Source organism: Paenibacillus sp. Y5S-9 (genome assembly GCF_036894235.1).
In the GTDB taxonomy this organism is placed as follows: Bacteria; Bacillota; Bacilli; order Paenibacillales; family Paenibacillaceae; genus Paenibacillus.
This window is the reverse complement of the sequence record NZ_CP145887.1, coordinates 1618162-1640350: the sequence shown is the minus strand read 5'-3', so window position 1 is coordinate 1640350 and position 22189 is coordinate 1618162. Positions and strand designations below refer to the sequence as shown.

Genomic DNA, 22189 nt, shown 5'->3' with positions numbered 1-22189 from the left:
CAAGGGATTTATTCTAACCCATTTCTCCTTAAGAGTTGTACGGTGAATCGAACTCAATAATGTTTCGGTCCGGATCAAGTACAAAAATCTGTGCGAATCCAGCCACACTATCAGGTCTCGCTTCGTACTCAATTCCCTGCTGCTCCAACCAGGCTATAGTCCCTGAATAACTGGTCACCCAGATCGCAAAGTGGCCGTCTGTTGTATCAATTCCAGCCTCACGTAACGTGTGACCCTCAGGGTGCTGTAACAGATGAAGTTGCTGGCTACCGATGGCATACCATGTACCTGTGGAGCGGAAAGCCGGACGTTCAATCTCTTGCATCCCCAGTAACCCCGAATAGAATTTCTTCGCGATTTCCAGATCACGTACAGCCAGACTAACATGGTGGATGTGTGCATATTCGATCATCTTTTATATCCCCTCTCTACTTCAATATGACTATACTATAACACCTTCAACCCTGACCATAATCTCCGCTAAACAGAAAAACACCCCTGATATTAATCCGGTAAACCTCTCGGCTCACACAGATCTAGTTCAGAGGTGCCTGTTTTATTTAGCGCTATCCAATGCTTCTTGTGGAATCTTGATCTCTTCCACTTGATCCTGGTTGGAGAACGTACTGTTCATCTTCATGTCCATCGTCATTTTCTGTCCGTTCTGTTCCATTTCCATGACCATGGTTACGTCCGTACTTGCAGGCAGGTAGGTTTCTTTGTTGATCATGTATTTCATCTTCATGCTGGTGATATTCATCTGATCAAGCATGGCTTGCATCTGGGCATCCGATCCGTTCTGCTCCATCACGGCTTTGGCCAGTTCCTTCACGTTATCACCGGATACGTCAGCGTTAATCACATAATTGTCGCCTTCTTCGGTCACTTCAGTATCTTCTTCGATCTTTTTGAATTGCTCCAATTCACCTTCGGGATTCATACTTGCTTTCATCTGCTCAATCAGTTCCTTGGTTTGAGCTTCAGGAATCGCAACCCATTGATCCCCAACTTGAGAGTAGATTTTATCCGATGTGATATACTGCTTCACGTTCTGAGCTTCCTGTCCCGACATTTCCATTTTCATCTCTTGATAGATCATCATTGGATCTTTGATAATATCCATCTTAAGCGATGTTTTAACCTGTTGATCCTGGGACTGTTCACCAGCATCCAGTTTCAGATTCTGATCAATGTTTGCTTCAGTTGTGAAGCTTTTCATTTCTTTGGTTGCTGCATTGGTTTTGGTAATCAATTCGTCCAGGGTAGGGATCTTTGTTTCCTGCTCTGCAGGTGTATTACCCTCGTTAGATGTTTCGTTGTTAGTCGCTGGCGGCGTTGCCGTATTATCTGTATCGTTACTGCATGCTGCCAAGCTCACTGCTAATAATGCCCAGATAAATAATGTAGTCCACTTCTTCAAGTTGTTGTCCTCCCAAAATAGATATGATCTGTATTCATTACCCAATAATTTCCGTTATTAATCATAAAAATCGATCTTTGATCTCCGGTGTAGGCAACATGCACGCTTCATCCTTGCCAAACCAGCGATAACGGTTGCGAGCAACCCAGTTATAAACTGCATTACGAATAAATTTCGGTACAATAATGAACACATATAACAACGGATAAGGAAACTTTAGACCTTTGGCCAGTCGCAGTGCGGCGGTTGAACGTGTATAGTATTTTCCATTTTCAATCAGAACAAAGGTATCCATACTGTCTGTCGACAAATTGCCTTTCTTCAGCAGTTCCTTGGCTACATCCGATTGAAGCGATGCAAAATGATATTTCCCTTCCGGGTCACGCTTAATAATCCATTTGGTTAAGCCCTGGCAGAAGTGACAGACGCCATCCACCAGTACGATGGGATGTCCCTGATGCACATCCGTTTGATTTGCTGTCATATTGGCTGCCTCCTATTGTTGCGGTTAGAGTAACTTACCCACTTTGAGCCATCTTGTTCACTAATTCTAAATTTATTTATAGAAGTAGTTCAAAAAGACTGAAAACCACTCTTTTTGAACTCGCATTAATGGGAAATAGAAAGAAAAAGAGCGCAGGCACTGTGCCTACGCTCGTATCTGTCCGACAATTACTCCGTAACTGCCTTTTCCATCCATTTGTCATCGATCATTTGTTGATGCAGGTCACTTGCCCACTGGTCCATACATTTGCAAATGAAATCTTTGCGACATACTGGACAAGGCGTTTTCTGCAAACGACTGATATTGGTCATCTTCCATTCCGGGGAACGGGAGTAGAATACACGGCATTTTGTACCGTCTACCAAATTCATTTTAAATTCGTACAATCCGTCTTCCTTGTTACCATAAGCTAATTCTAAATCTGCAATACGCGGTCTATAAGACATGGATATCACCTGTTTAATTCAAATTTGGTTCATGCAATGACACTACTCAGTACTAAGTTATATTAAAGAAAATTCAGTTCAATGTCAACTCGCGCATGTCTACCCGCCAAACAGAATATCCAGAATCGTCCCTACCTGCCCCTGTTTTTTCCCTTTCAAGACATCCGGATCAAATACTTCAACATACCCGCAGGAAGCACAAGCCACGAACAGGTAATGGTTATGCTGTATATCAAACATCTTGCTCAGGCCTGCTCCTGACATGGAAACTTCCTTAATGTTACAATCCGTGCCTCTGCATTTTGTACACACAAATCGCCGCTCGATCATCTCTTCAATACTCATCTTTGTTCCCCCTTTATGGAATGTGTAGCATGAAGTGAGAGTGCAATTATGTAAAATAGTACGCGATCTGGCATCTAATCTCCTGCATCATGTCCTTATATTATAATCAACACAAAACCCTGCCGATTGCCAGCAGGGCTTTGTAGTCGAACATCAGGTATCTGGGATACCCTACTCTATAAGTTCCCTTTACTTGCAGGGAGTCAAATCTTAGACTACGTTTAATACAACATCAATGTTGCCACGTGTCGCTTTGGAATACGGACAGAAATCATGTGCCTTGCGGGCCAGATCTTCTGCTTGACTGTGATCCACACCAGGCATACTCACGTCCAGGCGAACAGATAATTGAAAACCGTCATCCGCAGGGTCTTTACCAATGGATACGTTACTTGTAACGACCACATTCTCCAATTTCACACCTGCTTTACGAGCAACATTGGCAAGGGCACTCTCATAACATGCTCCATATCCAGCTGCGAAGAGCTGCTCAGGGTTGGTACCTTCACCACCGGAACCTCCAAGCTCTTTCGGCATTTTCAAATCATGTTTGAGCACGCCATCCGAAGAAGTTACTGAACCTGTACGTCCACCTTTAACTGTCGCTACTGCTGTATATAAAGCTTCCATTAAGAATCTCTCCCTTATCCATTTAGTTTTTACTGCCTTCCTTTCAATTTAAACTTCTGGCTCATTTTGAAACGCATTTTAGTTCTTTATAAGCTTTCACAACTTTATTATTTTCATGCATTTCAACGCCATGGCTGTATTTTTCCTAAGGTTGGGTAATATACGAAGGGGCATCTTCAAATTAGAACCTAAATTTTGTGTTAATACATAAAAGTTGCACTAGACAAAAATTATTGAAGGAGTACAATGTAACAATAAACATAAAAATTTAGATATATCATGCGTGGTTTGTCCCGCATCAATATTACCAAATCAATAATTCAAAGTCAGGTGATTATCGTATGAGTAAAAAAAATCCGTTCAACGCTCCTTCAAGAGAATCATTGTCTACTGCGGGCATGGCCCCTTCGCTTGGAGAAGCACATAGTTCCATGAAAGTCCCGCAGAATGCTGCATGGTGGAAGAAATTCCTCGCCTTTGTAGGCCCAGGATACCTCGTTGCCGTAGGTTACATGGACCCCGGGAACTGGGCAACAGATATCGCAGGTGGCTCACAGTTCGGGTATACCTTGTTATCCGTTATCCTGTTATCGAACCTGATGGCCGTTGTACTTCAATCATTAGCTGGAAAGCTCGGCATCGTTACTGGACGGGATCTGGCCCAAGCCTGTCGTGAACGATTCAGCATGCCTGTTGTCATGATGTTATGGATTCTGTGTGAACTCGCCATTGCAGCTACCGATCTGGCTGAGGTCATAGGTTCTGCCATCGCGTTAAAGCTGTTATTTAACATCCCCATGTTATACGGCGTGATCATCACCGCAGTTGATGTACTCCTGATTCTTGTACTGCAAAACAAAGGATTCCGCGCTTTGGAAACACTTGTCATTGTGCTGATGGCGACCATTGCCCTCTGCTTCGGGATTGACCTTTTCCTGGCAAAACCGGATATGGGCGGTGTTCTCCATGGTTTTGTACCAAATGTTGAGATTCTACAAAACCCGGCTATGCTCTATATCGCCATTGGTATTATAGGGGCAACCGTGATGCCGCATAATCTGTACCTGCATTCTTCCATTGTGCAGACCCGTCAGATTGAACAGACACCACAGGGTAAAAAAGAAGCTATTCGGTACTCGACCATGGACTCGACAATCGCACTGACACTTGCCCTGTTCATCAATGCGGCCATCCTGATTGTATCTGCTGCTGTATTCCACAGTGCTGGTATGACGCAGGTTGCCGAGATCGCAGATGCCTACCATCTGCTGACACCTCTATTGGGTACCACGGTTGCAAGTGTCCTGTTCGGTGTGGCGCTGTTAGCATCAGGTCAGAACTCTACCCTAACAGGTACACTTGCCGGGCAGATTGTTATGGAAGGTTTCCTGAACATTCGAATTCCGGCTTGGCTGCGCAGACTGGTCACACGTCTGATCGCCATCATCCCGGCGGTAATTGTCACAGCCATTGCAGGAGAACATGGCACAGAAGAACTGCTCATTTTGAGCCAGGTCGTGCTGTCGCTTCAATTGCCCTTTGCTGTAATTCCCCTGGTGATGTTCACGAGTGATAAAAAAAGCATGGGTGCATTCGCCAACAAATTGTGGCTCAAAATCATCTCATGGGTCATTGCCGCGATTATCGTTGTGCTGAATGTATATCTGATCATTCAGACGATTCGGTTATTCTAATCTCGTTTTTATCGACCAAATACTAAAAAGGCTGATCAACTCCGGTATTCAATACCAAGTTGATCAGCCTTTATTGTTGCAGTACAGCAACGTGTTTCCTTTTATAGTAAAACGCTAAACTCTAATAAACAATTATCTAATCCTGATTGGGCACCAGTAACGGCAGGAGTTCATCCAATGAGTCAACAGTCCAATCCGCACGTTCCTCATCCGATCGGTCTGGCTGGAATCTTCCGTAACCCTGCATAATTCGAATCGTAAGCATGCCCAGCTTCCGAGCAGGTATAATGTCGTTGTCGATCCGATCCCCAACCATGACGGCTTCCTCCGGTTCACAGCCGGCCTGTTTCAAGGCTACAGCGTATAACTCAGGGTCTGGCTTGGACACACCTTCTTCAGCAGAACAGGCGAGAACGTCAACATACTTCCGCAAGCCGTAGCTCTCCAGTCTTTCTTCCGTTCCGGGACTCTGATTGGCAATGATGCCAATGCGATAATGCCGTGACAACTGCTGAAGAACGGAATCCGCTGAAGGAAAAGGACGTTCAAGATCTTTTTGAAACTTCAACTTGTCCTGAATCTGTTTCTGGTGTCCCTCGTCTTCAACGAAGGTGCGAATCGCCACTCTCATAGGCCATTGCTCATATTTCTGGTAACAGTTCGCGAACAGTTCGCGTACCGCCTCAATTGTCACCGGATACCCCAAAGCACAGGCTTCACGGACGAACTGTCCGATAATATCATCAACCGGCTCCCATTCATCCACCAGTGTATCTCCAACATCAAAAAACAACCACTTTAATCCACCCACATCCGGCACGCCAATTCCTCCTTGTAAGCCACAGGCAATCTAAAAGTTCGTGTTCAAAAAGTCTTGAACTACCTTTAAAACCATAAAAAAGAAGACTCACCATCTTGCATGAGTCTCCTCAAACTTCCGTTTATCGATACATTCAATTATAACAGGCACCTTACACCTGAGCAATCACAAGCTATGGCATTAACCATTGAGGAGAAAGCCAACTTCCCCATTGAGCGAATATACAATCCGGTCTGCGCCCATGCCCCGATAGATGCCCTTAGGATGACTCTGCTCCGTAATGACGCACAGGGATTTCGATGTCCATGAACGGCAGATCTGTAAATAACGACAGGTCAGATTCAGGCTGTTCTCAAAAATAAACACGTTGCCTACGCTGCCCTGCGGCAAAAACCATTTTTGAGCTGCAGCCGTATTCATGCGAATGACATGTTCGACTCCGATTCTACGGAGTCTACGCTCTTCCCCTGCACTGTTGGTTAGAACGGCAAACGGCATTTTTTTGTACATTAGTAATTTGATAAATTTACGTCCTGCTTCATTTGGAGCAGTCACTAAGATCATCTCAGTATCCATCATTCGTTCCTCCCTTGGCGTGAAAAGACAACAAAAAAGAAGCGTGGGGGACCAAGGCCTCCCGAACGCTTCTTAAAGAATCCATGGCGAAAAGACCATGAACCAGCGTACGGCTTGTTGCCTCTCCCTTTAACGCTTACGAGGTTAGCTGACGGATTCGGGCGCGAGAGTCGCCCTATTTCCGGCTGTCACCGGAAAATTCACCCCATGAATGCCTACTGTCCTGGACAGCGCATTCTGTTGGTTCCCCCGTTTTCCACTCATCAATGAATGGAAACTCAGCGATTAAAACATCGTTCGTATATCTTAAGGATAAGATCGAGCGATATTATCGTTTGTTTCGTTTTTCAGGTACAATTTAGTTTAAATTGAAATTACGTTATGAATCATACACCCGTGCCATGATGGTGTAAAGTCCGCACAGATCACCGAATCGACAGATTTTCGGCAATACTCACATATAATAGCGCTTACAACAAGGTCATACTCTATCCATCTCTTTAAATCTATCTAATTCTCACTCTGACGAAAATCACTTCGCAATTCATTCACGTATTCTGCACAACTTGCCTATTTTGATGCTTTTAACACCACATTAGTTTTGCAATATTTAATTGCAACCAATATAATAGAAGATATAAGAGTAAATAAATGGAGGCGATTTAGATGACAATCTACGATTACAAAGTGAATACCCTTCGCGGTCAAGAAGTTGAAATGTCCGACTACCGTGACAAAGTGCTCCTGATTGTGAATACGGCAAGCTCATGCGGACTTACCCCTCAATTCAAAGGTCTGCAAGAATTGCAAGACAAGTTCCAGGATGCGCCATTTGAAGTCCTTGGTTTTCCAAGTAACCAGTTTGCACAGGAAAAAGGTTCTTCCGATGATATTGCCGAGTTCTGTCAGATGAATTATGGCGTAAGCTTCCCTATGTTTGAGAAAATTGATGTGAACGGCTCAAGCGCTCACCCTCTCTTCCAGCACCTTAGCACAGAAGCTCCTGGCCTGCTCGGCTCCAAAGCAATCAAATGGAATTTCACCAAATTCCTTGTGGATCAGAACGGACAGGTCATTAAACGGTATGCTCCCAAAACAACACCGGACAAGATTGAAGAAGATATCAAGAACTTGCTGCAAAAATAATACATTGGCCACCCGTAGCCGGAAGGTAGAGCACCATTGCCCCGGTAATGGATGGCCTTTTTTCTCAACTTTGATGTCAGACTGTTAAAAAAACAAAAAAAGAAGCTTTCCATTAATGGAAAGCTTCTTCTTAATCGTTCATATGATGCGGTCGAGAGGACTCGAACCTCCACGGGCATACGCCCACTACCCCCTCAAGATAGCGTGTCTGCCATTCCACCACGACCGCATGTCGTAAATAATCGGCAACAGAATTGATTATACCGGGTTCAGAACTAAAAGTAAAGTATTTTTTAATACTTCTTTTACAGCTAGGCATTTTCCACAAAAAACGCATATTCTCGTCATCTTTACCCATGAACTGCATACATTAGATTTGATCCCCTCCTTTCCGGATTGAGCTGATCTTATTGATTCATTTATATCTAGTCCTCCCTGCACTTCGCAGATATTTAACCTTATATGTTATATAAAATAACACAAATATTGAATCCCAGATTTAATCCATTAAATTTCACGGATACTATTGACAAAAAGCGGACATTTATGGGATGATAACTATCATATAATTCGGATTTTTGAACATAAAGCAATCAAAAAGGAATATAAATGTCACTTTAAGTGACATTTAACGAACACAGGAGGCGAATGATTGTGAACCGTGGGAATAAGCTGCTCGATTATGTCAAACTGCTTGATTCCTCTATTCAGGTTGGAGGGTTCACCCATTCCTTCGGCATGGATATCCATATCAGGGAGGGTACCATTCGTAATGCTGAAGATCTCGAATCATTCATGCGTTGTCAGTTGCATCCGAGCATCGTTCGTCTAGAAGGTATGGCCATCAAAGGCATCTATACCGCAGCAGATCACAAGGATACATGGCGGATAGCTCTAATCGACAAGCTCGTCCATGTTCAGCGAACCCCTGGAGATCTCAGAGAACAAGCTGCCGCCATGGGTAAACGATTGATCAGACTTGCACGCGCTCTGCACCCCTGGATTGAATTCAGCCAGCTCGAACAGATCTTTGCCAAATACGATTCGGTTGGCTGCCTCTCCACTGTTCACGCATGGATTAACCACCACCTCGACATCCCGGTCGAGGAGGCGGTCCTTGGTTACCTGCATTCAGCCATGAATGCCTGCATAACCGAAGCCTCCAAAGTCATTCCCCTGAACAACGATACAACCAAGGATCTGATGGTCCGCCTGGCCACAGATCTGGAGAATGAATGGAAGACCGTCAGCGCCTCGGCTGCGGATGGACTGGCACAGCCAACCTCGATGTCCATGAAATCATTTTTCCCCAGTTTCCATATGCTTGGAGCTGGACTTCATGCCTACAGGGCCTAATCCTCTTCCTCCTCATACCTGCTCCCCTTTATTCAAGCAAACTAAAAAACACGCGGCAACCTCCTTGCCGACGTGTTTTTTGTCATTTTATTTGTTTTATTTACGTATTTACGCCATTTATCATCACAAAATACACTTTTTTCCGTCTTTTTTAATTGTTAGATGACGAATTTACGTATATAATGAAACATACAGCTCGCATTTCTATATATTTTACATGAAGAAAGGGCGGCTGAATACTACATTCTAATCAGGGGTGAACCCTTTTGAACAAGAAAAAACCAGTTACTCCGTTCGGATGGGCCATCAAACGACGGCTAACCGAACTTCAAGTGGACCAGAAGACCTTTTGTGAACAGCACGGCATCCCACCCTATCGTTTATCCAATCTCATTCACGGCACACGCAAAGCAACCCGATTCAGGCACCTGGTCGCTGATATTTTGGATATTCCAGATGAACTGAGATAAGATTTCTGCCAAAGGAGGGTCCTATCCATGAGACATGTTACATCCGATCTGGAGAGGCTATCGTTCCAGTCCATACGTCACCAACTCATCATCGTTGATCACAATTGGATTATCCAAAGTTGTAACCGTGCCTGGCAACAGGGACTCGGTCAATGCTCACCAAACCCGGATACACACAGTAGTCATAGACATTACCTGCATCTGACAGAAGCCTGGGCAAAACGAGGCAAGAACGCTAACATGGCACTTGTCGCACAGAATTTGAAAGAACGCGGAATACCCTTTAATCGAAATCATACATATGACATCTGCGTGTATACTGTATACAACGAAAAGAGGTGGTTTCGTGTAGAACTCACCCCTCTATCTTATGCAAATTCAATTCAGGATACCGATCTCGCTTTGATTGCACACATGGATATTACCGAACAGAGAAAGACAGAACACCAATTGAAGAAGGCATTGTCTGAAGTGCGCACATTGCGCGGACTGCTGCCTATTTGCGCCGTCTGCAAACAAATCAAGGACGAAGAGGAACACTGGAACTCCGTTGAGAGTTATCTGGAGAAGCATACCCACGCCGAATTCACCCATGACATCTGTCCGGAATGCATCCGGCGGTTATATCCCAAATACTCGAATATCCTGGACAAGCGTTCCTGAAACCTCTCCACTCGCCACACTAACTACAACTACACGGAGAGATGATGTTCAAACTGCGACATATCCAATTCTTGCGGTGTCCCATGCAGGGTTATGGCCCCTTTGTCCATGATATAGATGTAGTCTGCGGCACTCCGTACAAAATCAATACTCTGCTCTACCAGCAGAACCGAGAGGTTCCCCTTTGCCTTGAGCTGCAAAATAACCTGCCGAATGTCCTCTACGATAGAAGGCTGGATGCCTTCTGTCGGCTCATCAAGGAGCAACAACCCCGGACGCGAAGCCAATGCCCGGGCGAATGCCAACTGTTGCTGCTGTCCACCACTCAGATCCCCGCCCTGCCGTCCATACATCGTCGCAAGTACTGGAAACATCGCCAGTACATCCTCCGGGAACGTTTTTACTCCCGGTGCACTTGTCTCCAGACCAAGCAATAAGTTTTCTTTCACCGTAAGCTGCGGGAAAATCTCCCGCCCCTGCGGTACATAACCGATCCCTGCCCTTGCCCGCTTGGCTGTGTCCAAAGTGGATAACTCCTGGTTTTGCCACTGAATACTGCCCTTGCGTGTTTTGAGCAGCCCCATTAATGTTTTCATCAACGTTGTTTTCCCTACACCGTTGCGGCCCATCAGACACACCACCTGTCCAGGCTGTACATCCAGGTTCACACCACGAAGCACATTGCTTTCCCCGTAGCCGGATTCAATTCGTTGCAGCGACAGCATGGTCATCCCTCCTTTTGCCCAGATACACTTCTGCCACTTTCGGATCCGCCTGCACTTCCGCCATCGTACCTTCCTTCAACAATTTGCCTTCATGCATCACGGTCACCTTGGCTGCAAACTCTCGCACAAACTCCATATCATGCTCCACCACCACAACAGAGCGCTCACGCGCAATTTCTTGCAGAAGTCGTCCGGTCTTGTGTGTCTCTTCATCCGTCATGCCCGCCGCTGGTTCGTCCAGCAACAACACACGAGGCTCCTGCAAGAGCAACATACCGATCTCCAGCCACTGCTTCTCCCCGTGGGATAATGCTCCTGCACGGGCGTTAATGCGGTCTTGCAGAGCAATCTGGAGAGTAACATGCTCCATGGCAGCACTCATTTTTCCATATCGACGAATACCGATGGCCTGTAGAGGAGAACGGCGAGTCTCCGCCGCAAGTGTCAGATTCTCCTGTACCGTCAGACCCGCAAAGATCGATGGCGCCTGGAATTTGCGTCCCACCCCTTTGCGAACAATCTGGTGCTCCTTCAGTCTTGTTAATTCCGTACCATCCGCCATCTTTACCGAGCCGGACATCGGTTTGGTTTTGCCGCATATCACATCCAGCATCGTGGTTTTCCCCGCACCATTCGGTCCAATCAGAAAATGCAGGTCATGTTCATGCAGCTTCAGATTCATGCCTTTGACAGCAACGAACCCACCAAAGGCTACCGTAATATCCTCAGCTATCAGTACCTCTGATTCCTTAGTAGACTTTAGGTTTTTCCCGAGTGACTTGGACATGCGCACTCTCTCCTCTCCGCTTTAGCAAACGAACGATATGACGATACACACCTACAATTCCGTTTGGCATGAACAAAACTACCGTTACAAAGAGCCCACCAATAACGAACAGCCACCCTTCAGGGTAAGCCTCACTTATGCCTGTTTTGGCCGCATTCAGCACCACCGCTCCGATGACCGCTCCAATAAGCGTACCGCGGCCACCCAGCGCAACCCACAGGACCATCTCAATGGAGGGCACAATCCCCATCATCGATGGCGAGATAATACCGACCTGAAGAACAAACAACATGCCCGCGATGCCTGCAAGCGCACCGGAAAAAGCAAAAGCCAGCGTTTTATATCCTGCCGGATCATATCCGAGGAACCGCACCCGATTCTCTCCATCGCGCGCAGCTTCCAGCACCTGACCGAACCGGCTGTTCACCATTCGACGACAGAGCACATACGCGATCACCAGAACAGCAAGCGTTATATAGTAGAGAACAATTGTTGTTCCTGCGGAATGAAGTGTGAAACCAAAGATCGAATTATATCCGGTAATGCCATTTGTTCCACCCGTCCATTCCTGTTTACCAACAAAGAGTGTTACCGTAATAAGAACCAAGGCTTGAGTCAGGATGGTAAAATAAACACCGGTGATCCGGTTACGGAACGTAAACCACCCCAGGGCAAAGGCAAGCAATGCCGGAAGGGCTATCCCCAATAACAGCGCCACCGGGAAAGAGCGAAATGGTTCCCAGAACCATGGCAGACCACTGAGACCACTCCATCCCATGAAGTCAGGAAGCGTTGCTCCACTGGCCTGAAGCTTCAGATACATCGCCATCGCGTATCCACCTAGCCCAAAGAACACACCATGCCCAAGACTCAACACACCCCCATAACCCCAGATCAGATCAAGACCAATGGCCAGGATTGCCAGCGCCAAAAACTTGGCTAACAGACTTAGACGAAACTCCGTGGAGATCAGTGGAGCAAGACACATCATGATGAGTACAACCGCCCAGATAATCCTCATTTTGAGACTACCAGTCTTGAGTAAAGCGGACATGAACTAACCCCCTTTTTCACGTTAATCGAGACTTCGTGTACGCATCGCGACCAAACCGCGTGGTTTCCATTGCAGAAAAGCAACGATACATACAAACACGAGCACCTTGCCAATGGAAGCCGAGGTATAGGTTTCGAATAGCGTGTTGAACATACCAATCCCCAATGCACCACACACGGTTCCGACCAATTTTCCCACACCACCCAGGACAACGACCATGAACGCATCCACAATATAATACGTACCAAGTGAAGGACCAATCGGACCAATGAGCGTTAATGCACAGCCAGCAATTCCGGCAATGCCCGAACCAATCGCAAAGGTCATGCCATCTACCCGCCTGGTCGAAATCCCAAGACACCCCGCCATGCTCCGATTCTGCATTACAGCCCTCATTCGTCTTCCGGAAGACGTTCGATAGATATAGAGATACATACACAACAGCACAACCGCAACCAGTGCGATAATGAAAATTCGTTTATACGGAAATACAATACCATCCGAGATCGCCAATCCCCCATTGAGCCAGGCCGGACTGGATACTCCTACATTTGGTGCTCCGAATATCGTACGGGCCAGTTGTTGCAGCATCATGCCTACACCCCATGTCGCAAGCAGACTGTCCAGCGGCCTGCCATATAGATGCCTGATCAGCACCACTTCAAGCAACCAGCCAATCAGAGCCGCTACAATGAACGCAATCGGTAGAGCCACAACAAAGTAGGCACCAAACCACGCCGCTGGAGCATAGGACATAAACAGATTTTGTGTTACATACGTTGCATATGCACCGATCATGATCAGTTCACCGTGAGCCATATTGATGACATTCATCAGCCCAAACGTTACTGCAAGCCCCAATGCAATCAACAACAGAATTGAACTGATACTCAGACCGTTGAACATCTGCAGGATAAACATATCCATCGCTATCCCCTCCTCCATACCGTGACTCTCGACATTTCACAACTTAAATTAGCGGCAGCAACACTTCTCACATCACAGTAACGCTTTACCGCGATACGGTGAGAGGATGTGTTGTCACACCCTCGTTTATGTTTCGGCTGCATTGAATCGAGTTGCCTGTTTTATTGCGAGGTTTCTATGTTATTTAGCGCTGAGGGAAGCTCCCCATTCATACGTTTTCAGATAAGGGTCCGGCTTGACAGGCGCACCAGAATTCCACAATTCCTTGAACTGCCCATCTTCCTGCACTTCACCGATCCGTACGGTTTTGTAGATATGCTGATTCTCTCCATCCACGGTTACCTTACCTTCCGGGGCATCAAACTCCAGACCCTTGGCAGCTGCCTTCACCTTCTCCACGTCGGTTGATCCTGCTTTTTCCACCGCCGCTTTCCAGAGATAAACCGCCACATATCCCGCTTCAATCGGATCAGCTGTCACTCGATCAGCACCGTATTTTTCTTTGTACTTGGCAACAAATGTAGCATTTTCAGGTGTATCGGTTGTCTGATAATAATTCCACGAAGCCAGATGCCCCTTCAATACGTCTGCGCCAATACCACGGATTTCTTCTTCCGCCACACTTACCGAGAGGGTTGTCATCTGATCCAAGGAGATTCCGGCATCCTTCAATTGTTTGAAGAAAGCCACATTGCTATCTCCGTTCAGCGTATTGTATACAATATCCGGCTTCGCAGCCTTGATTTTGCTTATGATGGTACTGTAATCGGTATGGCCCAGCGGTGTGTATTCTTCACCCACCACTTCGCCGCCCTCTGCTGCGAGTTGTGCCTTAATGACCTGATTGGCCGTTTTCGGAAATACATAATCTGAACCGAGCAGATAAAACGTCTTGCCCCTGTTCTCCAGTAACCAGGTTACAGATGGAACGATCTGCTGATTGGTTGTTGCTCCTGTATAAAAAATATTTGGCGATGATTCCAATCCTTCATATTGTACCGGGTAAAATAACAGACCTTTGTTCTGTTCGAACACTGGGAGCATAGCCTTGCGACTTGCAGAGGTCCATCCACCAAATACAGCAGCGACCTTATCCTGTTGCAGTAACTTCCCAGCTTTCTCCGCAAAAGTAGGCCAATCCGAAGCACCATCCTCAATTACAGGCTCGATCTGTTTACCCAAAACTCCGCCCGCGGCGTTGATCTCTTCAATAGCAAGCATCTCGGCATCTTTAACAGATACCTCACTGATCGCCATCGTTCCGCTGAGAGAGTGAAGAATGCCAACTTTAATCGTATCACCGGAGGCAGCCGGCTCTACTGTACCACCTGAACCCGAAGCTTCAGGCGGCGCAGTGCCCTCCACACATCCTGTCATCACAATGACCACACCGAGCAAAATACTCCATAACTTGACCGACCTCTTCTTCAATAGCCTACACTCCCTTTTTTTAGTCTATTGACGAACATTAAGGTCATTTGCATCCGAAATGTTCGTTGATCCAAATTATGGAGGGTTACACTCTTCATGTCAATATAGCTTACATAATTTTATTTCATGCCTACTCGTTTCATGCATACTGCTAATATGCCTTGAAGCTTATTGACAAAGGATTCACCCTGTGTGAGTATATTTAACATATAACATGATCCATGAACATATCAGACATTATAAGCGAAAGGTCGGATTGCCTTGCACTGGACTGAGCAGGAAAAGGAAAAACTCCTGATTACCGTGGCCGCTAACCTCGCCCGTGAACGAAGAGCACGCGGACTCAAGTTGAATGTTCCCGAAGCCATCGCCTTGTTGACCTCCGAACTGATGGAACGAGCACGGGATGGAATGAGTGTTGCCGAATTAATGAGATACGGAGGCACCATCCTGACACGTGAAGACTGTATGGATGGTGTTCCCGATATGATTCCTGAAGTACAGGTAGAAGCCACATTCCCTGACGGTACGAAACTGGTTACTGTACACGAACCTATACGCTGAGAAAGGCAGGAGAAACCATGATTCCTGGTGAATACCGTTTGAAGCCAGATGACGACATCATCTGTCATCCGGATCGTTTAACCCTACGACTCATTGTCCTTAACCGCGGCGACCGCCCCGTCCAGGTCGGCTCTCACGTTCACTTTTATGAAGTTAATGCAGCACTGGACTTTGATCGCACGTCAGCTTTTGGACATCGCCTGCACATTCCGGCAGGCACCGCAGTCCGCTTCGAACCTGGTGAAGAGAAACCTGTTGAACTCACAACCTTTGGCGGCAAACGCCAGATTCACGGGTTCAACGGATTAACCGAAGGCTCTGCGGATCAAGCTCCTGATCCACTGAAACTGGAGGCATTCCTGAAGACGTTCTCTCCTCCCATACAAGATGGGGGTGAATCTTCATGAAACGAATGAGCCGTGAACAGTACGCGTCCATGTTTGGACCGACAACCGGCGATGCCGTAAGACTTGCAGATACCGAACTATGGGCAGAGATTGAACATGATTATGCCGTATACGGAGATGAGAGCAAGTTCGGGGGCGGCAAGGTTATCCGCGACGGGATGGGCCAGTCTACGACTGCTCTGCGAAGTGACGGCACTCCTGATACTGTTATCACCAACGCTATCATTATCGATCATTGGGGCATTGTAAAAGCGGATATCGGCATTCGGGATGGTCACATCTGCGGCATCGGCAAATCCGGTAACCCGGATACAATGGATGGCGTTCATCCCGCACTGGTCATCGGTGCTTCCACCGAAATCATCGCCGGTGAAGGCATGATTGTAACTGCTGGCGGCATTGATACCCATATTCATTTCATCTGCCCACAGCAGATTCAGACTGCATTATCCTCCGGGGTCACGACCATGATCGGCGGCGGAACAGGACCCGCAACAGGAACCAAAGCCACCACCTGCACACCAGGAGCCTGGCACATCCACCGGATGTTAGAATCGGCAGAGGCTTTTCCCATGAACATCGGTTACCTTGGCAAAGGCAACAGTTCCAGTACCGCACCTTTAATTGAACAGATTGAAGCTGGGGTAATCGGCCTGAAGCTGCATGAAGATTGGGGCACTACCCCGAGCGCTATCGACGCTTGTCTTACTGCCGCCGGGGAACATGATGTTCAAGTGGCTATCCATACCGATACACTGAACGAAACCGGATTTCTCGAAAACACCCTGGCTGCGATCAACGGCCGGACGATCCACACGTACCATACGGAAGGCGCTGGTGGCGGACACGCACCGGATATCATCCGTGCCGCTGGGGAGTCCTACGTTATCCCCTCATCAACCAACCCAACACGACCGTACACACGCAACACTGTAGAAGAGCATCTCGATATGTTGATGGTGTGTCATCACCTGGACCCTTCCATCCCGGAAGATGTCGCTTTTGCGGATTCGCGGATTCGTCCCGAAACCATCGCAGCCGAAGACATTTTGCATGATCTTGGCGTGTTCAGCATCATCAGTTCCGATTCACAGGCCATGGGCCGAGTGGGCGAAGTCATTATCCGTACGTGGCAGACAGCCGACAAAATGAAAAAACAGCGCGGTAAACTTGAACTCAACCCGGATTCACCCTCCGATAACGATCGGATCAAGAGATATGTCGCCAAATACACCATCAATCCAGCTATCGCACACGGAATCGGTCATCTCGTCGGTTCGGTGGAAGTTGGAAAGCTGGCCGATCTAATCATATGGAAACCGGCTTACTTCGGTGTTAAACCCGAGATTGTCATCAAGGGTGGCATGATTACATTCGCCCAGATGGGTGATCCCAATGCATCCATCCCGACACCTCAGCCGGTATTTGGCAGACCCATGTTCGGAGCTTATGGGAGCGCCATTGCCAGCGGATCCATCACCTTTGTCTCCCAAGCCGCAGCAGATGCGGGGATCAAAGAGTCATTGGGCCTGAAAAAGCGGGTTGAACCCGTCAAGGGCTGTCGCTCGGTCAGTAAAAAAGACATGATTCATAACGACGTCACCCCTGTCATTGAAGTCGATCCCGAAACCTATGAGGTACGCGCCGACGGCGAGCTTCTCACCTGTGAACCCGCAGACGAGTTGCCTATGGCACAGCGGTACTTTATGTTTTGATAGAAATACGGATTAGCTGATAAGGGGGCACTCATGATGAACAGTGGCACGAAGCTACTCCGTTATGTTCAGCTGCTGGATTCGGCCCTGCCCATCGGTGGTTTCTCCCATTCCTTCGGTCTGGAAGCTTACACGCATGATGGCACCGTGCGGAATACCGCGCAGCTTGAACAGTTTATTCGCAGCCAGCTTCACTCCAGTCTTGTACGACTAGATGGTCTTGCCATCAAAGGCGTCTATCAGGCGATAAAACAGCAAGATGCCGCTCTACTTGCCCTGTATGATAAACGTGTCCACGCCCAGCGCTCCCCTCGGGAACTCAGGGAAAGCGGCCACAAAATGGGAAAACGACTGCTCAAGCTGGCCCGTTCACTCTATCCATGGATGGACTTTTCCCTGATTGATAAGGCCATCCGGGAACATGGCGCGTATTGCGACATCACGACCATTCACGGTTATATCAACTATCAGTTGGAGATTGAATTGGATGAAGCCGTTACCGGGCATCTGTATACCTCGGTGAACGCTTATGTGAACAGCGCACTTCGCCTGCTGCCCATCGGACAAACCGAAGCGCAGATGTTGATTCAGAAACTGCTTGATGATATCGAAGCGGAATGGGCGCTCATTCGGGAAAATGACCCGGAAGATATGCACAGCTTCGGAATCGCCCAGGAAATCTACGCCATGCGGCATGAGACCTTACCCGCGCGGCTGTTTATGTCTTAACTACAACTTTTATCTAACCAAGGAGGAATTGTTATGTGTGGAGGAGCTAATCATACGCATCATCCAGAGTGGGAACGTAAGGCATTTGATCGGAGTCGTCCAATGCGAATTGGAATTGGTGGACCGGTAGGCTCAGGTAAAACAGCCCTTGTGGAGAAGCTGTCCAAGGCACTGCGTACACGTTATAGCCTTGCTGTCATCACGAATGACATTTATACCAAGGAAGATGCCGAAATCTTGCTGCGTCAGAATGCACTGGCACCAGAGCGCATTATCGGCGTAGAGACAGGCGGATGCCCGCACACGGCTATTCGTGAGGATGCCTCCATGAATTTCGAAGCAGTTGACGAGTTGATTGAACGCTTCCCGGATCTGCAACTGATCTTCATCGAGAGTGGCGGCGACAATCTCTCTGCTGCATTCAGTCCGGAACTCGCTGATGTGTTCATCTACATTATCGACGTTGCCCAAGGGGAGAAACTTCCTCGCAAAGGCGGTCCCGGCATCACACGTTCAGATCTGCTGTTAATCAACAAAACCGACCTTGCCCCTTACGTTGGAGCAAGCCTGGAAGTTATGAAAAATGATACCGAGCGGGTACGCGAAGGCCGCCCTTATGTCATGTCTAATCTAATGAGCGGTGAAGGTGTATCCGAGATTGTCCACTGGCTTGAACATCAATATATGGATGACGATGCTTCCGCTGCACATCTGCATTCACACAGCCATGAACATGGCACTCACTCGCATTAATTTATCTTCTGTCCCCACGGGAACAGAGATAAATGGGAATGAAAGTGCAGGTGCGCCCGTCACACGCCGCAGCGAGCTTCGGGCCACTTTTGCCTTTCAAGGCGACCGGACTGTCATGACTGATCGTTATTACAGCGCACCGCTCCGGTTTAGCCGATCCTTTCGACCTCCCGGAGGCGGAACCGAATTATGTGTGTACACGTCAGACGTCTCTCCCGGAGTCCTTAACGGGGATCATTATCATTCCGAGTGGGAATTAGGTGAAAGCACCCATGTCATGCTGAGCAGCACATCTGCTACCAGACTTCATCCTACACCTTCCATTCCCTCATCCGTTAATCATTACTTTCGGTTGGGAAAAGGGGCCACGCTGGAATACTTTCCTGAATGCGTCATTCCCTTCAAAGGAAGTTCTTCTTCGCTCGCTGTAACCTTTGAGCTGGAAGAAAGGGCAATCTTGGCCTATGCAGATATCTGGTCTGCCGGACGGATTCATCGGGGAGAAGTTTTCCAATTCGAGCGTTACCGTAGCTTGACGGAGATATGGCAAGGTGAACAACTGGCTGTCTGGGATCGATTCGGACTCGAACCGGATACCGATGATCCCAAACACTCCGCGTCTCTCCTTCACTATACCCATACCGCTGCGTTGTGGATGATCGCACCGGGGCTTGGTACTGCGGAGTTGGAGCAAGTCAGATCCGCTCTGCCACCAGATGGACGAATGCTTGCAGGGGCAAGTTTGCTGGCAACTGGAGGCATCGGCGTTCGACTCCTTGGCATGGCAGCCTGGGAGCTTCAGGAGCAGTGTCTTCAGATCTGGAACACACTCCGCCCCCATCTGCTGGGTAAAGAAACTCTTGTCTTTCGTAAATAAGGGCATGAAGCATGCATGGTTAATACAAAAAACCTCTGAACTGTCTCCGAGTGTGTTCGGATTAGTCCAGAGGTTTTTGTACATTCAGTCTATGGATGCTGCTCATATCACTTACGCTTCGTTTTCCTCAGAATCGTTCTCTGATTTGTTCTCAGGTTTATAGCGATAGTCACCTGCATCCTTACTTTCTTTCGATTTGCGGTAACGGGTGAACTCAATATATTCGCTGATAAAAGACTGTTCCACAGTCGATAATTCACTTTCTTGGCAATTCAATTGCCGCAAAACGTCAAAAAAATAATCCTCCCGTTTTTCCCGAACCATCGCTTCCTTCGATGGACGTCCAATCATGAGCCAGTCAAGGCTCACATCAAAAAACGAAGCAATCTCAATTAATTTATTCGTACTCGGAATAGACTTGCCACGTTTCCAATCACCCAGATTGCCTGTGCTAATCTTCAGCTGTTGGCAGAAAGCCTTCTTGGTCATTCCTCGTTCGGCAATCAGGTGTTCAATTCGCTCATAGATCGACTGCATACAAGAACCGCCTTCCAACCGTAATAATCAACTCATCTGCTTAAATTATACCACATTATTCCTGAATGCTCAGCCTTTATATGCCTGGCACAGAATGATGTATATCGTATAACACAAAGATAGACTCCCATGAATGATCATAGAAGTCTATCTTATGTTGTTGCTGTGATGCGGTCGAGAGGACTCGAACCTCCACGGGTATACACCCACTACCCCCTCAAGATAGCGTGTCTGCCATTCCACCACGACCGCATATTCAATTGTAAAAATGGTGAGCCATGAAGGGCTCGAACCTTCGACACCCTGATTAAAAGTCAGGTGCTCTACCAACTGAGCTAATGGCTCTTGCTGTAAACTTCACCGGATGTGCCATGCTTCATTCTTGTCTATAAGAGCAATGACTTTGAGGATTACTCATCGAAAATGTAGATCTCATGAGGTGGTGAAGATATGACCCGTAGGGGATTCGAACCCCTGTTACCTCCGTGAAAGGGAGGTGTCTTAACCCCTTGACCAACGGGCCTTAATAACAAGTTGTCTTTCTTGGCGACAAGAATGATTATACCACAGGACAATTTGAACTTGCAATACTTTTTTTGAAATTTATTTTTCGAGCCTTTTTGTCCATTGCATACTGTTCTTCAGAGCCCCGTTATTCGCCACCTCCCCTATTCATGCCAATGTCATCACTATGCAGGAAAAATGTAAATCATTCATTAAAACACTTATAAAAACTTACGTTCACTTATAATATTGCAAATCACATTAAGAATACTTATAATTAAAGTATCAGTATAAGTACGGTCATCCATACACTCGGAGGTGACATGTTTGTTTCAAGAAGAACGAATGCAGCTCATTGTTGAACATCTACGCAAACACAATCGCATCTCAGCCGATGATATTGTCTCCTTGTTTGATGTATCACGGGATACTGCACGCAGGGATCTGATCAAGCTTGAGGAACAGGATGCCATTATCCGAACACGTGGCGGCGCGATTCTCCCCCCTCCTCCGCAAGAATTCAGATCCTACAAAGACCGTTTACTCGATGTATCTGAGGAAAAGAGGGCCATCGGCAAACTCGCTGCGGCCATTGTAAGGCAAGGCGAGATCATTATTCTGGACTCTTCCACGACTGTGCAGGCCTGTGCCGAGAACTTGAACGGCAAATCCTGTACCGTCATTACTAATTCGATTCATTCCGCTGATCTTCTCTCCAATCACACTGCTGTCCAGATTCGTTTGCTCGGAGGCAAAGTAGATAAGGAACAACGTTATGTCTACGGTACCTCTGTTATCGAGACCCTCTCCCACTATTATGTAGATAAAGCCTTTATCGGTATTGGCGGTATCACCATGGATGGCTTCAGCGCTTCCGAAGAGGAAGGGAAAATTAAACACCAAATGATGAAAGCTGCCAAGAAGGTTGTTGTTCTTGCAGATCAATCCAAGTTTGATAGACGTTATGGTTATCGTTTTGCCGACTGGTCATTGGTGGATGTATTGATTACGGATCAATGGCCAACCAAAGAATGGCTTGTTTTTCTAGCCGAACAACAGGTTGAGATTCTCATTCCTGAACCAACAGATGATAAGGAGTTGTAAATAT

At 47.1% G+C, this 22189-nt stretch carries 26 protein-coding genes, 4 tRNA genes and 1 riboswitch; of the genes, 12 read left to right on the top strand and 18 right to left on the bottom strand.

What is annotated here, in order from left to right; all coding sequences use genetic code 11:
* Positions 1–28: 28 nt before the first annotated feature.
* The 6 genes from V6669_RS07210 to V6669_RS07185 all read right to left on the bottom strand — a co-directional run bounded on the left by V6669_RS07210 (position 29) and on the right by V6669_RS07185 (position 3346).
* Positions 29–412: a VOC family protein gene (locus tag V6669_RS07210; RefSeq protein WP_047842030.1), complete on the bottom strand. Its 384-nt coding sequence runs from the start codon at positions 410–412 to the stop codon at positions 29–31.
* Positions 413–556: 144 nt separating this feature from the next.
* A complete protein-coding gene (locus tag V6669_RS07205) occupies positions 557–1420 on the bottom strand; it encodes a DUF6612 family protein (RefSeq protein WP_338592227.1) in 864 nt (287 codons plus the stop codon).
* A 61-nt stretch (positions 1421–1481) separates the two neighbouring features.
* The gene (locus V6669_RS07200) at positions 1482–1904 is read right to left on the bottom strand and encodes a thiol-disulfide oxidoreductase DCC family protein (protein WP_074093994.1); all 423 of its coding nucleotides are present in this window, start codon (positions 1902–1904) and stop codon (positions 1482–1484) included.
* Between the two features lie 188 nt (positions 1905–2092).
* The gene (locus tag V6669_RS07195) at positions 2093–2371 is read right to left on the bottom strand and encodes a hypothetical protein (protein ID WP_338592223.1); all 279 of its coding nucleotides are present in this window, start codon (positions 2369–2371) and stop codon (positions 2093–2095) included.
* Positions 2372–2470: 99 nt separating this feature from the next.
* Complete coding sequence (locus V6669_RS07190; protein ID WP_036610816.1) at positions 2471–2716, bottom strand: zinc ribbon domain-containing protein; 246 nt, start codon at positions 2714–2716, stop codon at positions 2471–2473.
* Positions 2717–2926: 210 nt separating this feature from the next.
* Entirely contained in the window at positions 2927–3346 is a 420-nt protein-coding gene (locus tag V6669_RS07185; protein ID WP_017690005.1) for an organic hydroperoxide resistance protein, read from the bottom strand.
* Positions 3347–3744: 398 nt separating this feature from the next.
* On the opposite strand from V6669_RS07185, the gene V6669_RS07180 reads away from it, so the two are divergent.
* The gene (locus V6669_RS07180; RefSeq protein ID WP_338594869.1) at positions 3745–5040 is read left to right on the top strand and encodes an Nramp family divalent metal transporter; all 1296 of its coding nucleotides are present in this window, start codon (positions 3745–3747) and stop codon (positions 5038–5040) included.
* A 136-nt stretch (positions 5041–5176) separates the two neighbouring features.
* Here V6669_RS07180 and V6669_RS07175 read toward each other — a convergent pair whose 3' ends face one another.
* Both V6669_RS07175 and V6669_RS07170 read right to left on the bottom strand, forming a co-directional pair.
* Positions 5177–5860, bottom strand: coding sequence for an HAD family hydrolase (locus tag V6669_RS07175; protein WP_338592219.1), 684 nt, complete (start codon positions 5858–5860; stop codon positions 5177–5179).
* Between the two features lie 180 nt (positions 5861–6040).
* Positions 6041–6439, bottom strand: coding sequence for a hypothetical protein (locus V6669_RS07170; protein ID WP_235193755.1), 399 nt, complete (start codon positions 6437–6439; stop codon positions 6041–6043).
* Between the two features lie 115 nt (positions 6440–6554).
* A riboswitch (cyclic di-AMP (ydaO/yuaA leader) is annotated at positions 6555–6730 on the bottom strand.
* Positions 6731–7102: 372 nt separating this feature from the next.
* Here V6669_RS07170 and V6669_RS07165 point away from each other — a divergent pair.
* Positions 7103–7582, top strand: a complete 480-nt coding sequence (locus tag V6669_RS07165) for a glutathione peroxidase (RefSeq protein WP_338592214.1) — start codon at positions 7103–7105, stop codon at positions 7580–7582.
* Positions 7583–7728: 146 nt separating this feature from the next.
* On the opposite strand, the gene V6669_RS07160 is transcribed toward V6669_RS07165, so the two are convergent.
* Positions 7729–7811, bottom strand: a tRNA-Leu gene (locus V6669_RS07160).
* Between the two features lie 425 nt (positions 7812–8236).
* On the opposite strand from V6669_RS07160, the gene V6669_RS07155 reads away from it, so the two are divergent.
* The 3 genes from V6669_RS07155 to V6669_RS07145 all read left to right on the top strand — a co-directional run bounded on the left by V6669_RS07155 (position 8237) and on the right by V6669_RS07145 (position 10071).
* Positions 8237–8938, top strand: coding sequence for an urease accessory UreF family protein (locus tag V6669_RS07155; RefSeq protein WP_162158974.1), 702 nt, complete (start codon positions 8237–8239; stop codon positions 8936–8938).
* 266 nt (positions 8939–9204) lie between these two features.
* Positions 9205–9408, top strand: a complete 204-nt coding sequence (locus tag V6669_RS07150; RefSeq protein ID WP_017690011.1) for a hypothetical protein — start codon at positions 9205–9207, stop codon at positions 9406–9408.
* Positions 9409–9435: 27 nt separating this feature from the next.
* On the top strand, positions 9436–10071 hold the full coding sequence (locus V6669_RS07145; protein ID WP_338592207.1) for a hypothetical protein: 636 nt from the start codon (positions 9436–9438) through the stop codon (positions 10069–10071).
* A gap of 29 nt (positions 10072–10100) precedes the next feature.
* Here V6669_RS07145 and urtE read toward each other — a convergent pair whose 3' ends face one another.
* From urtE to urtA, 5 genes are all read right to left on the bottom strand, one after another.
* Positions 10101–10796 (bottom strand): urea ABC transporter ATP-binding subunit UrtE, encoded by a 696-nt coding sequence (urtE, locus tag V6669_RS07140; protein ID WP_338592204.1) that lies wholly within the window; start codon positions 10794–10796, stop codon positions 10101–10103.
* Positions 10774–11583, bottom strand: a complete 810-nt coding sequence (urtD, locus tag V6669_RS07135; RefSeq protein WP_338592202.1) for an urea ABC transporter ATP-binding protein UrtD — start codon at positions 11581–11583, stop codon at positions 10774–10776. The genes urtE and urtD overlap by 23 nt, the downstream gene beginning before the upstream one ends.
* Entirely contained in the window at positions 11546–12637 is a 1092-nt protein-coding gene (urtC, locus tag V6669_RS07130) for an urea ABC transporter permease subunit UrtC (RefSeq protein WP_133386775.1), read from the bottom strand. The genes urtD and urtC overlap by 38 nt, the downstream gene beginning before the upstream one ends.
* Before the next feature lie 21 nt (positions 12638–12658).
* Positions 12659–13564 (bottom strand): urea ABC transporter permease subunit UrtB, encoded by a 906-nt coding sequence (urtB, locus tag V6669_RS07125; protein ID WP_036610830.1) that lies wholly within the window; start codon positions 13562–13564, stop codon positions 12659–12661.
* 180 nt (positions 13565–13744) lie between these two features.
* Positions 13745–14995: an urea ABC transporter substrate-binding protein gene (gene urtA / locus V6669_RS07120; RefSeq protein WP_338592197.1), complete on the bottom strand. Its 1251-nt coding sequence runs from the start codon at positions 14993–14995 to the stop codon at positions 13745–13747.
* A gap of 261 nt (positions 14996–15256) precedes the next feature.
* On the opposite strand from urtA, the gene V6669_RS07115 reads away from it, so the two are divergent.
* The 6 genes from V6669_RS07115 to V6669_RS07090 are packed head-to-tail and all read left to right on the top strand — an operon-like array spanning position 15257 to position 20040.
* The gene (locus V6669_RS07115; RefSeq protein WP_076209470.1) at positions 15257–15559 is read left to right on the top strand and encodes an urease subunit gamma; all 303 of its coding nucleotides are present in this window, start codon (positions 15257–15259) and stop codon (positions 15557–15559) included.
* Between the two features lie 17 nt (positions 15560–15576).
* Positions 15577–15966, top strand: coding sequence for an urease subunit beta (locus V6669_RS07110; protein ID WP_076209471.1), 390 nt, complete (start codon positions 15577–15579; stop codon positions 15964–15966).
* Positions 15963–17681, top strand: a complete 1719-nt coding sequence (gene ureC, locus V6669_RS07105) for an urease subunit alpha (RefSeq protein WP_338592191.1) — start codon at positions 15963–15965, stop codon at positions 17679–17681. Before V6669_RS07110 ends, ureC begins: the two co-directional genes overlap by 4 nt.
* 33 nt (positions 17682–17714) lie before the next feature.
* A complete protein-coding gene (locus tag V6669_RS07100; RefSeq protein ID WP_338592189.1) occupies positions 17715–18410 on the top strand; it encodes an urease accessory protein UreF in 696 nt (231 codons plus the stop codon).
* Between the two features lie 33 nt (positions 18411–18443).
* The gene (gene ureG / locus V6669_RS07095) at positions 18444–19163 is read left to right on the top strand and encodes an urease accessory protein UreG (RefSeq protein ID WP_017690021.1); all 720 of its coding nucleotides are present in this window, start codon (positions 18444–18446) and stop codon (positions 19161–19163) included.
* Entirely contained in the window at positions 19069–20040 is a 972-nt protein-coding gene (locus V6669_RS07090; protein ID WP_338592186.1) for an urease accessory protein UreD, read from the top strand. The genes ureG and V6669_RS07090 overlap by 95 nt, the downstream gene beginning before the upstream one ends.
* 111 nt (positions 20041–20151) lie before the next feature.
* Here V6669_RS07090 and V6669_RS07085 read toward each other — a convergent pair whose 3' ends face one another.
* The 4 genes from V6669_RS07085 to V6669_RS07070 all read right to left on the bottom strand — a co-directional run bounded on the left by V6669_RS07085 (position 20152) and on the right by V6669_RS07070 (position 21100).
* Complete coding sequence (locus V6669_RS07085) at positions 20152–20577, bottom strand: helix-turn-helix transcriptional regulator (protein ID WP_036610863.1); 426 nt, start codon at positions 20575–20577, stop codon at positions 20152–20154.
* A 169-nt stretch (positions 20578–20746) separates the two neighbouring features.
* Positions 20747–20829 (bottom strand) — tRNA-Leu (locus V6669_RS07080).
* A gap of 17 nt (positions 20830–20846) precedes the next feature.
* A tRNA-Lys gene (locus V6669_RS07075) sits at positions 20847–20922 on the bottom strand.
* 106 nt (positions 20923–21028) lie between these two features.
* Positions 21029–21100, bottom strand: a tRNA-Glu gene (locus V6669_RS07070).
* Positions 21101–21408: 308 nt separating this feature from the next.
* Between V6669_RS07070 and V6669_RS07065 the strand changes: the two genes are divergently transcribed.
* Positions 21409–22185 carry a DeoR/GlpR family DNA-binding transcription regulator gene (locus V6669_RS07065; RefSeq protein ID WP_338592181.1) on the top strand — a complete coding sequence of 259 codons (777 nt, stop codon included), beginning with the start codon at positions 21409–21411 and terminating at the stop codon, positions 22183–22185.
* Positions 22186–22189: the final 4 nt, after the last annotated feature.

Excerpts from the sequence above, each read along its gene's own strand:
- V6669_RS07210 (WP_047842030.1), bottom strand. The coding sequence starts at position 412 with ATGATCGAATATGCACACATCCACCATGTTAGTCTGGCTGTACGTGAT.
- V6669_RS07170 (WP_235193755.1), bottom strand. The coding sequence starts at position 6,439 with ATGATGGATACTGAGATGATCTTAGTGACTGCTCCAAATGAAGCAGGA.
- V6669_RS07165 (WP_338592214.1), top strand. The coding sequence starts at position 7,103 with ATGACAATCTACGATTACAAAGTGAATACCCTTCGCGGTCAAGAAGTT.
- V6669_RS07085 (WP_036610863.1), bottom strand. The coding sequence starts at position 20,577 with ATGCAGTCGATCTATGAGCGAATTGAACACCTGATTGCCGAACGAGGA.
- V6669_RS07110 (WP_076209471.1), top strand. The coding sequence starts at position 15,577 with ATGATTCCTGGTGAATACCGTTTGAAGCCAGATGACGACATCATCTGT.
- V6669_RS07180 (WP_338594869.1), top strand. The coding sequence starts at position 3,745 with ATGGCCCCTTCGCTTGGAGAAGCACATAGTTCCATGAAAGTCCCGCAG.
- ureG (WP_017690021.1), top strand. The coding sequence starts at position 18,444 with ATGTGTGGAGGAGCTAATCATACGCATCATCCAGAGTGGGAACGTAAG.
- V6669_RS07195 (WP_338592223.1), bottom strand. The coding sequence starts at position 2,371 with ATGTCTTATAGACCGCGTATTGCAGATTTAGAATTAGCTTATGGTAAC.
- urtE (WP_338592204.1), bottom strand. The coding sequence starts at position 10,796 with ATGCTGTCGCTGCAACGAATTGAATCCGGCTACGGGGAAAGCAATGTG.
- ureC (WP_338592191.1), top strand. The coding sequence starts at position 15,963 with ATGAAACGAATGAGCCGTGAACAGTACGCGTCCATGTTTGGACCGACA.
- V6669_RS07185 (WP_017690005.1), bottom strand. The coding sequence starts at position 3,346 with ATGGAAGCTTTATATACAGCAGTAGCGACAGTTAAAGGTGGACGTACA.
- urtD (WP_338592202.1), bottom strand. The coding sequence starts at position 11,583 with ATGTCCAAGTCACTCGGGAAAAACCTAAAGTCTACTAAGGAATCAGAG.
- urtC (WP_133386775.1), bottom strand. The coding sequence starts at position 12,637 with ATGTCCGCTTTACTCAAGACTGGTAGTCTCAAAATGAGGATTATCTGG.
- V6669_RS07100 (WP_338592189.1), top strand. The coding sequence starts at position 17,715 with ATGATGAACAGTGGCACGAAGCTACTCCGTTATGTTCAGCTGCTGGAT.
- V6669_RS07190 (WP_036610816.1), bottom strand. The coding sequence starts at position 2,716 with ATGAGTATTGAAGAGATGATCGAGCGGCGATTTGTGTGTACAAAATGC.
- V6669_RS07200 (WP_074093994.1), bottom strand. The coding sequence starts at position 1,904 with ATGACAGCAAATCAAACGGATGTGCATCAGGGACATCCCATCGTACTG.
- urtB (WP_036610830.1), bottom strand. The coding sequence starts at position 13,564 with ATGGATATGTTTATCCTGCAGATGTTCAACGGTCTGAGTATCAGTTCA.
- V6669_RS07145 (WP_338592207.1), top strand. The coding sequence starts at position 9,436 with ATGAGACATGTTACATCCGATCTGGAGAGGCTATCGTTCCAGTCCATA.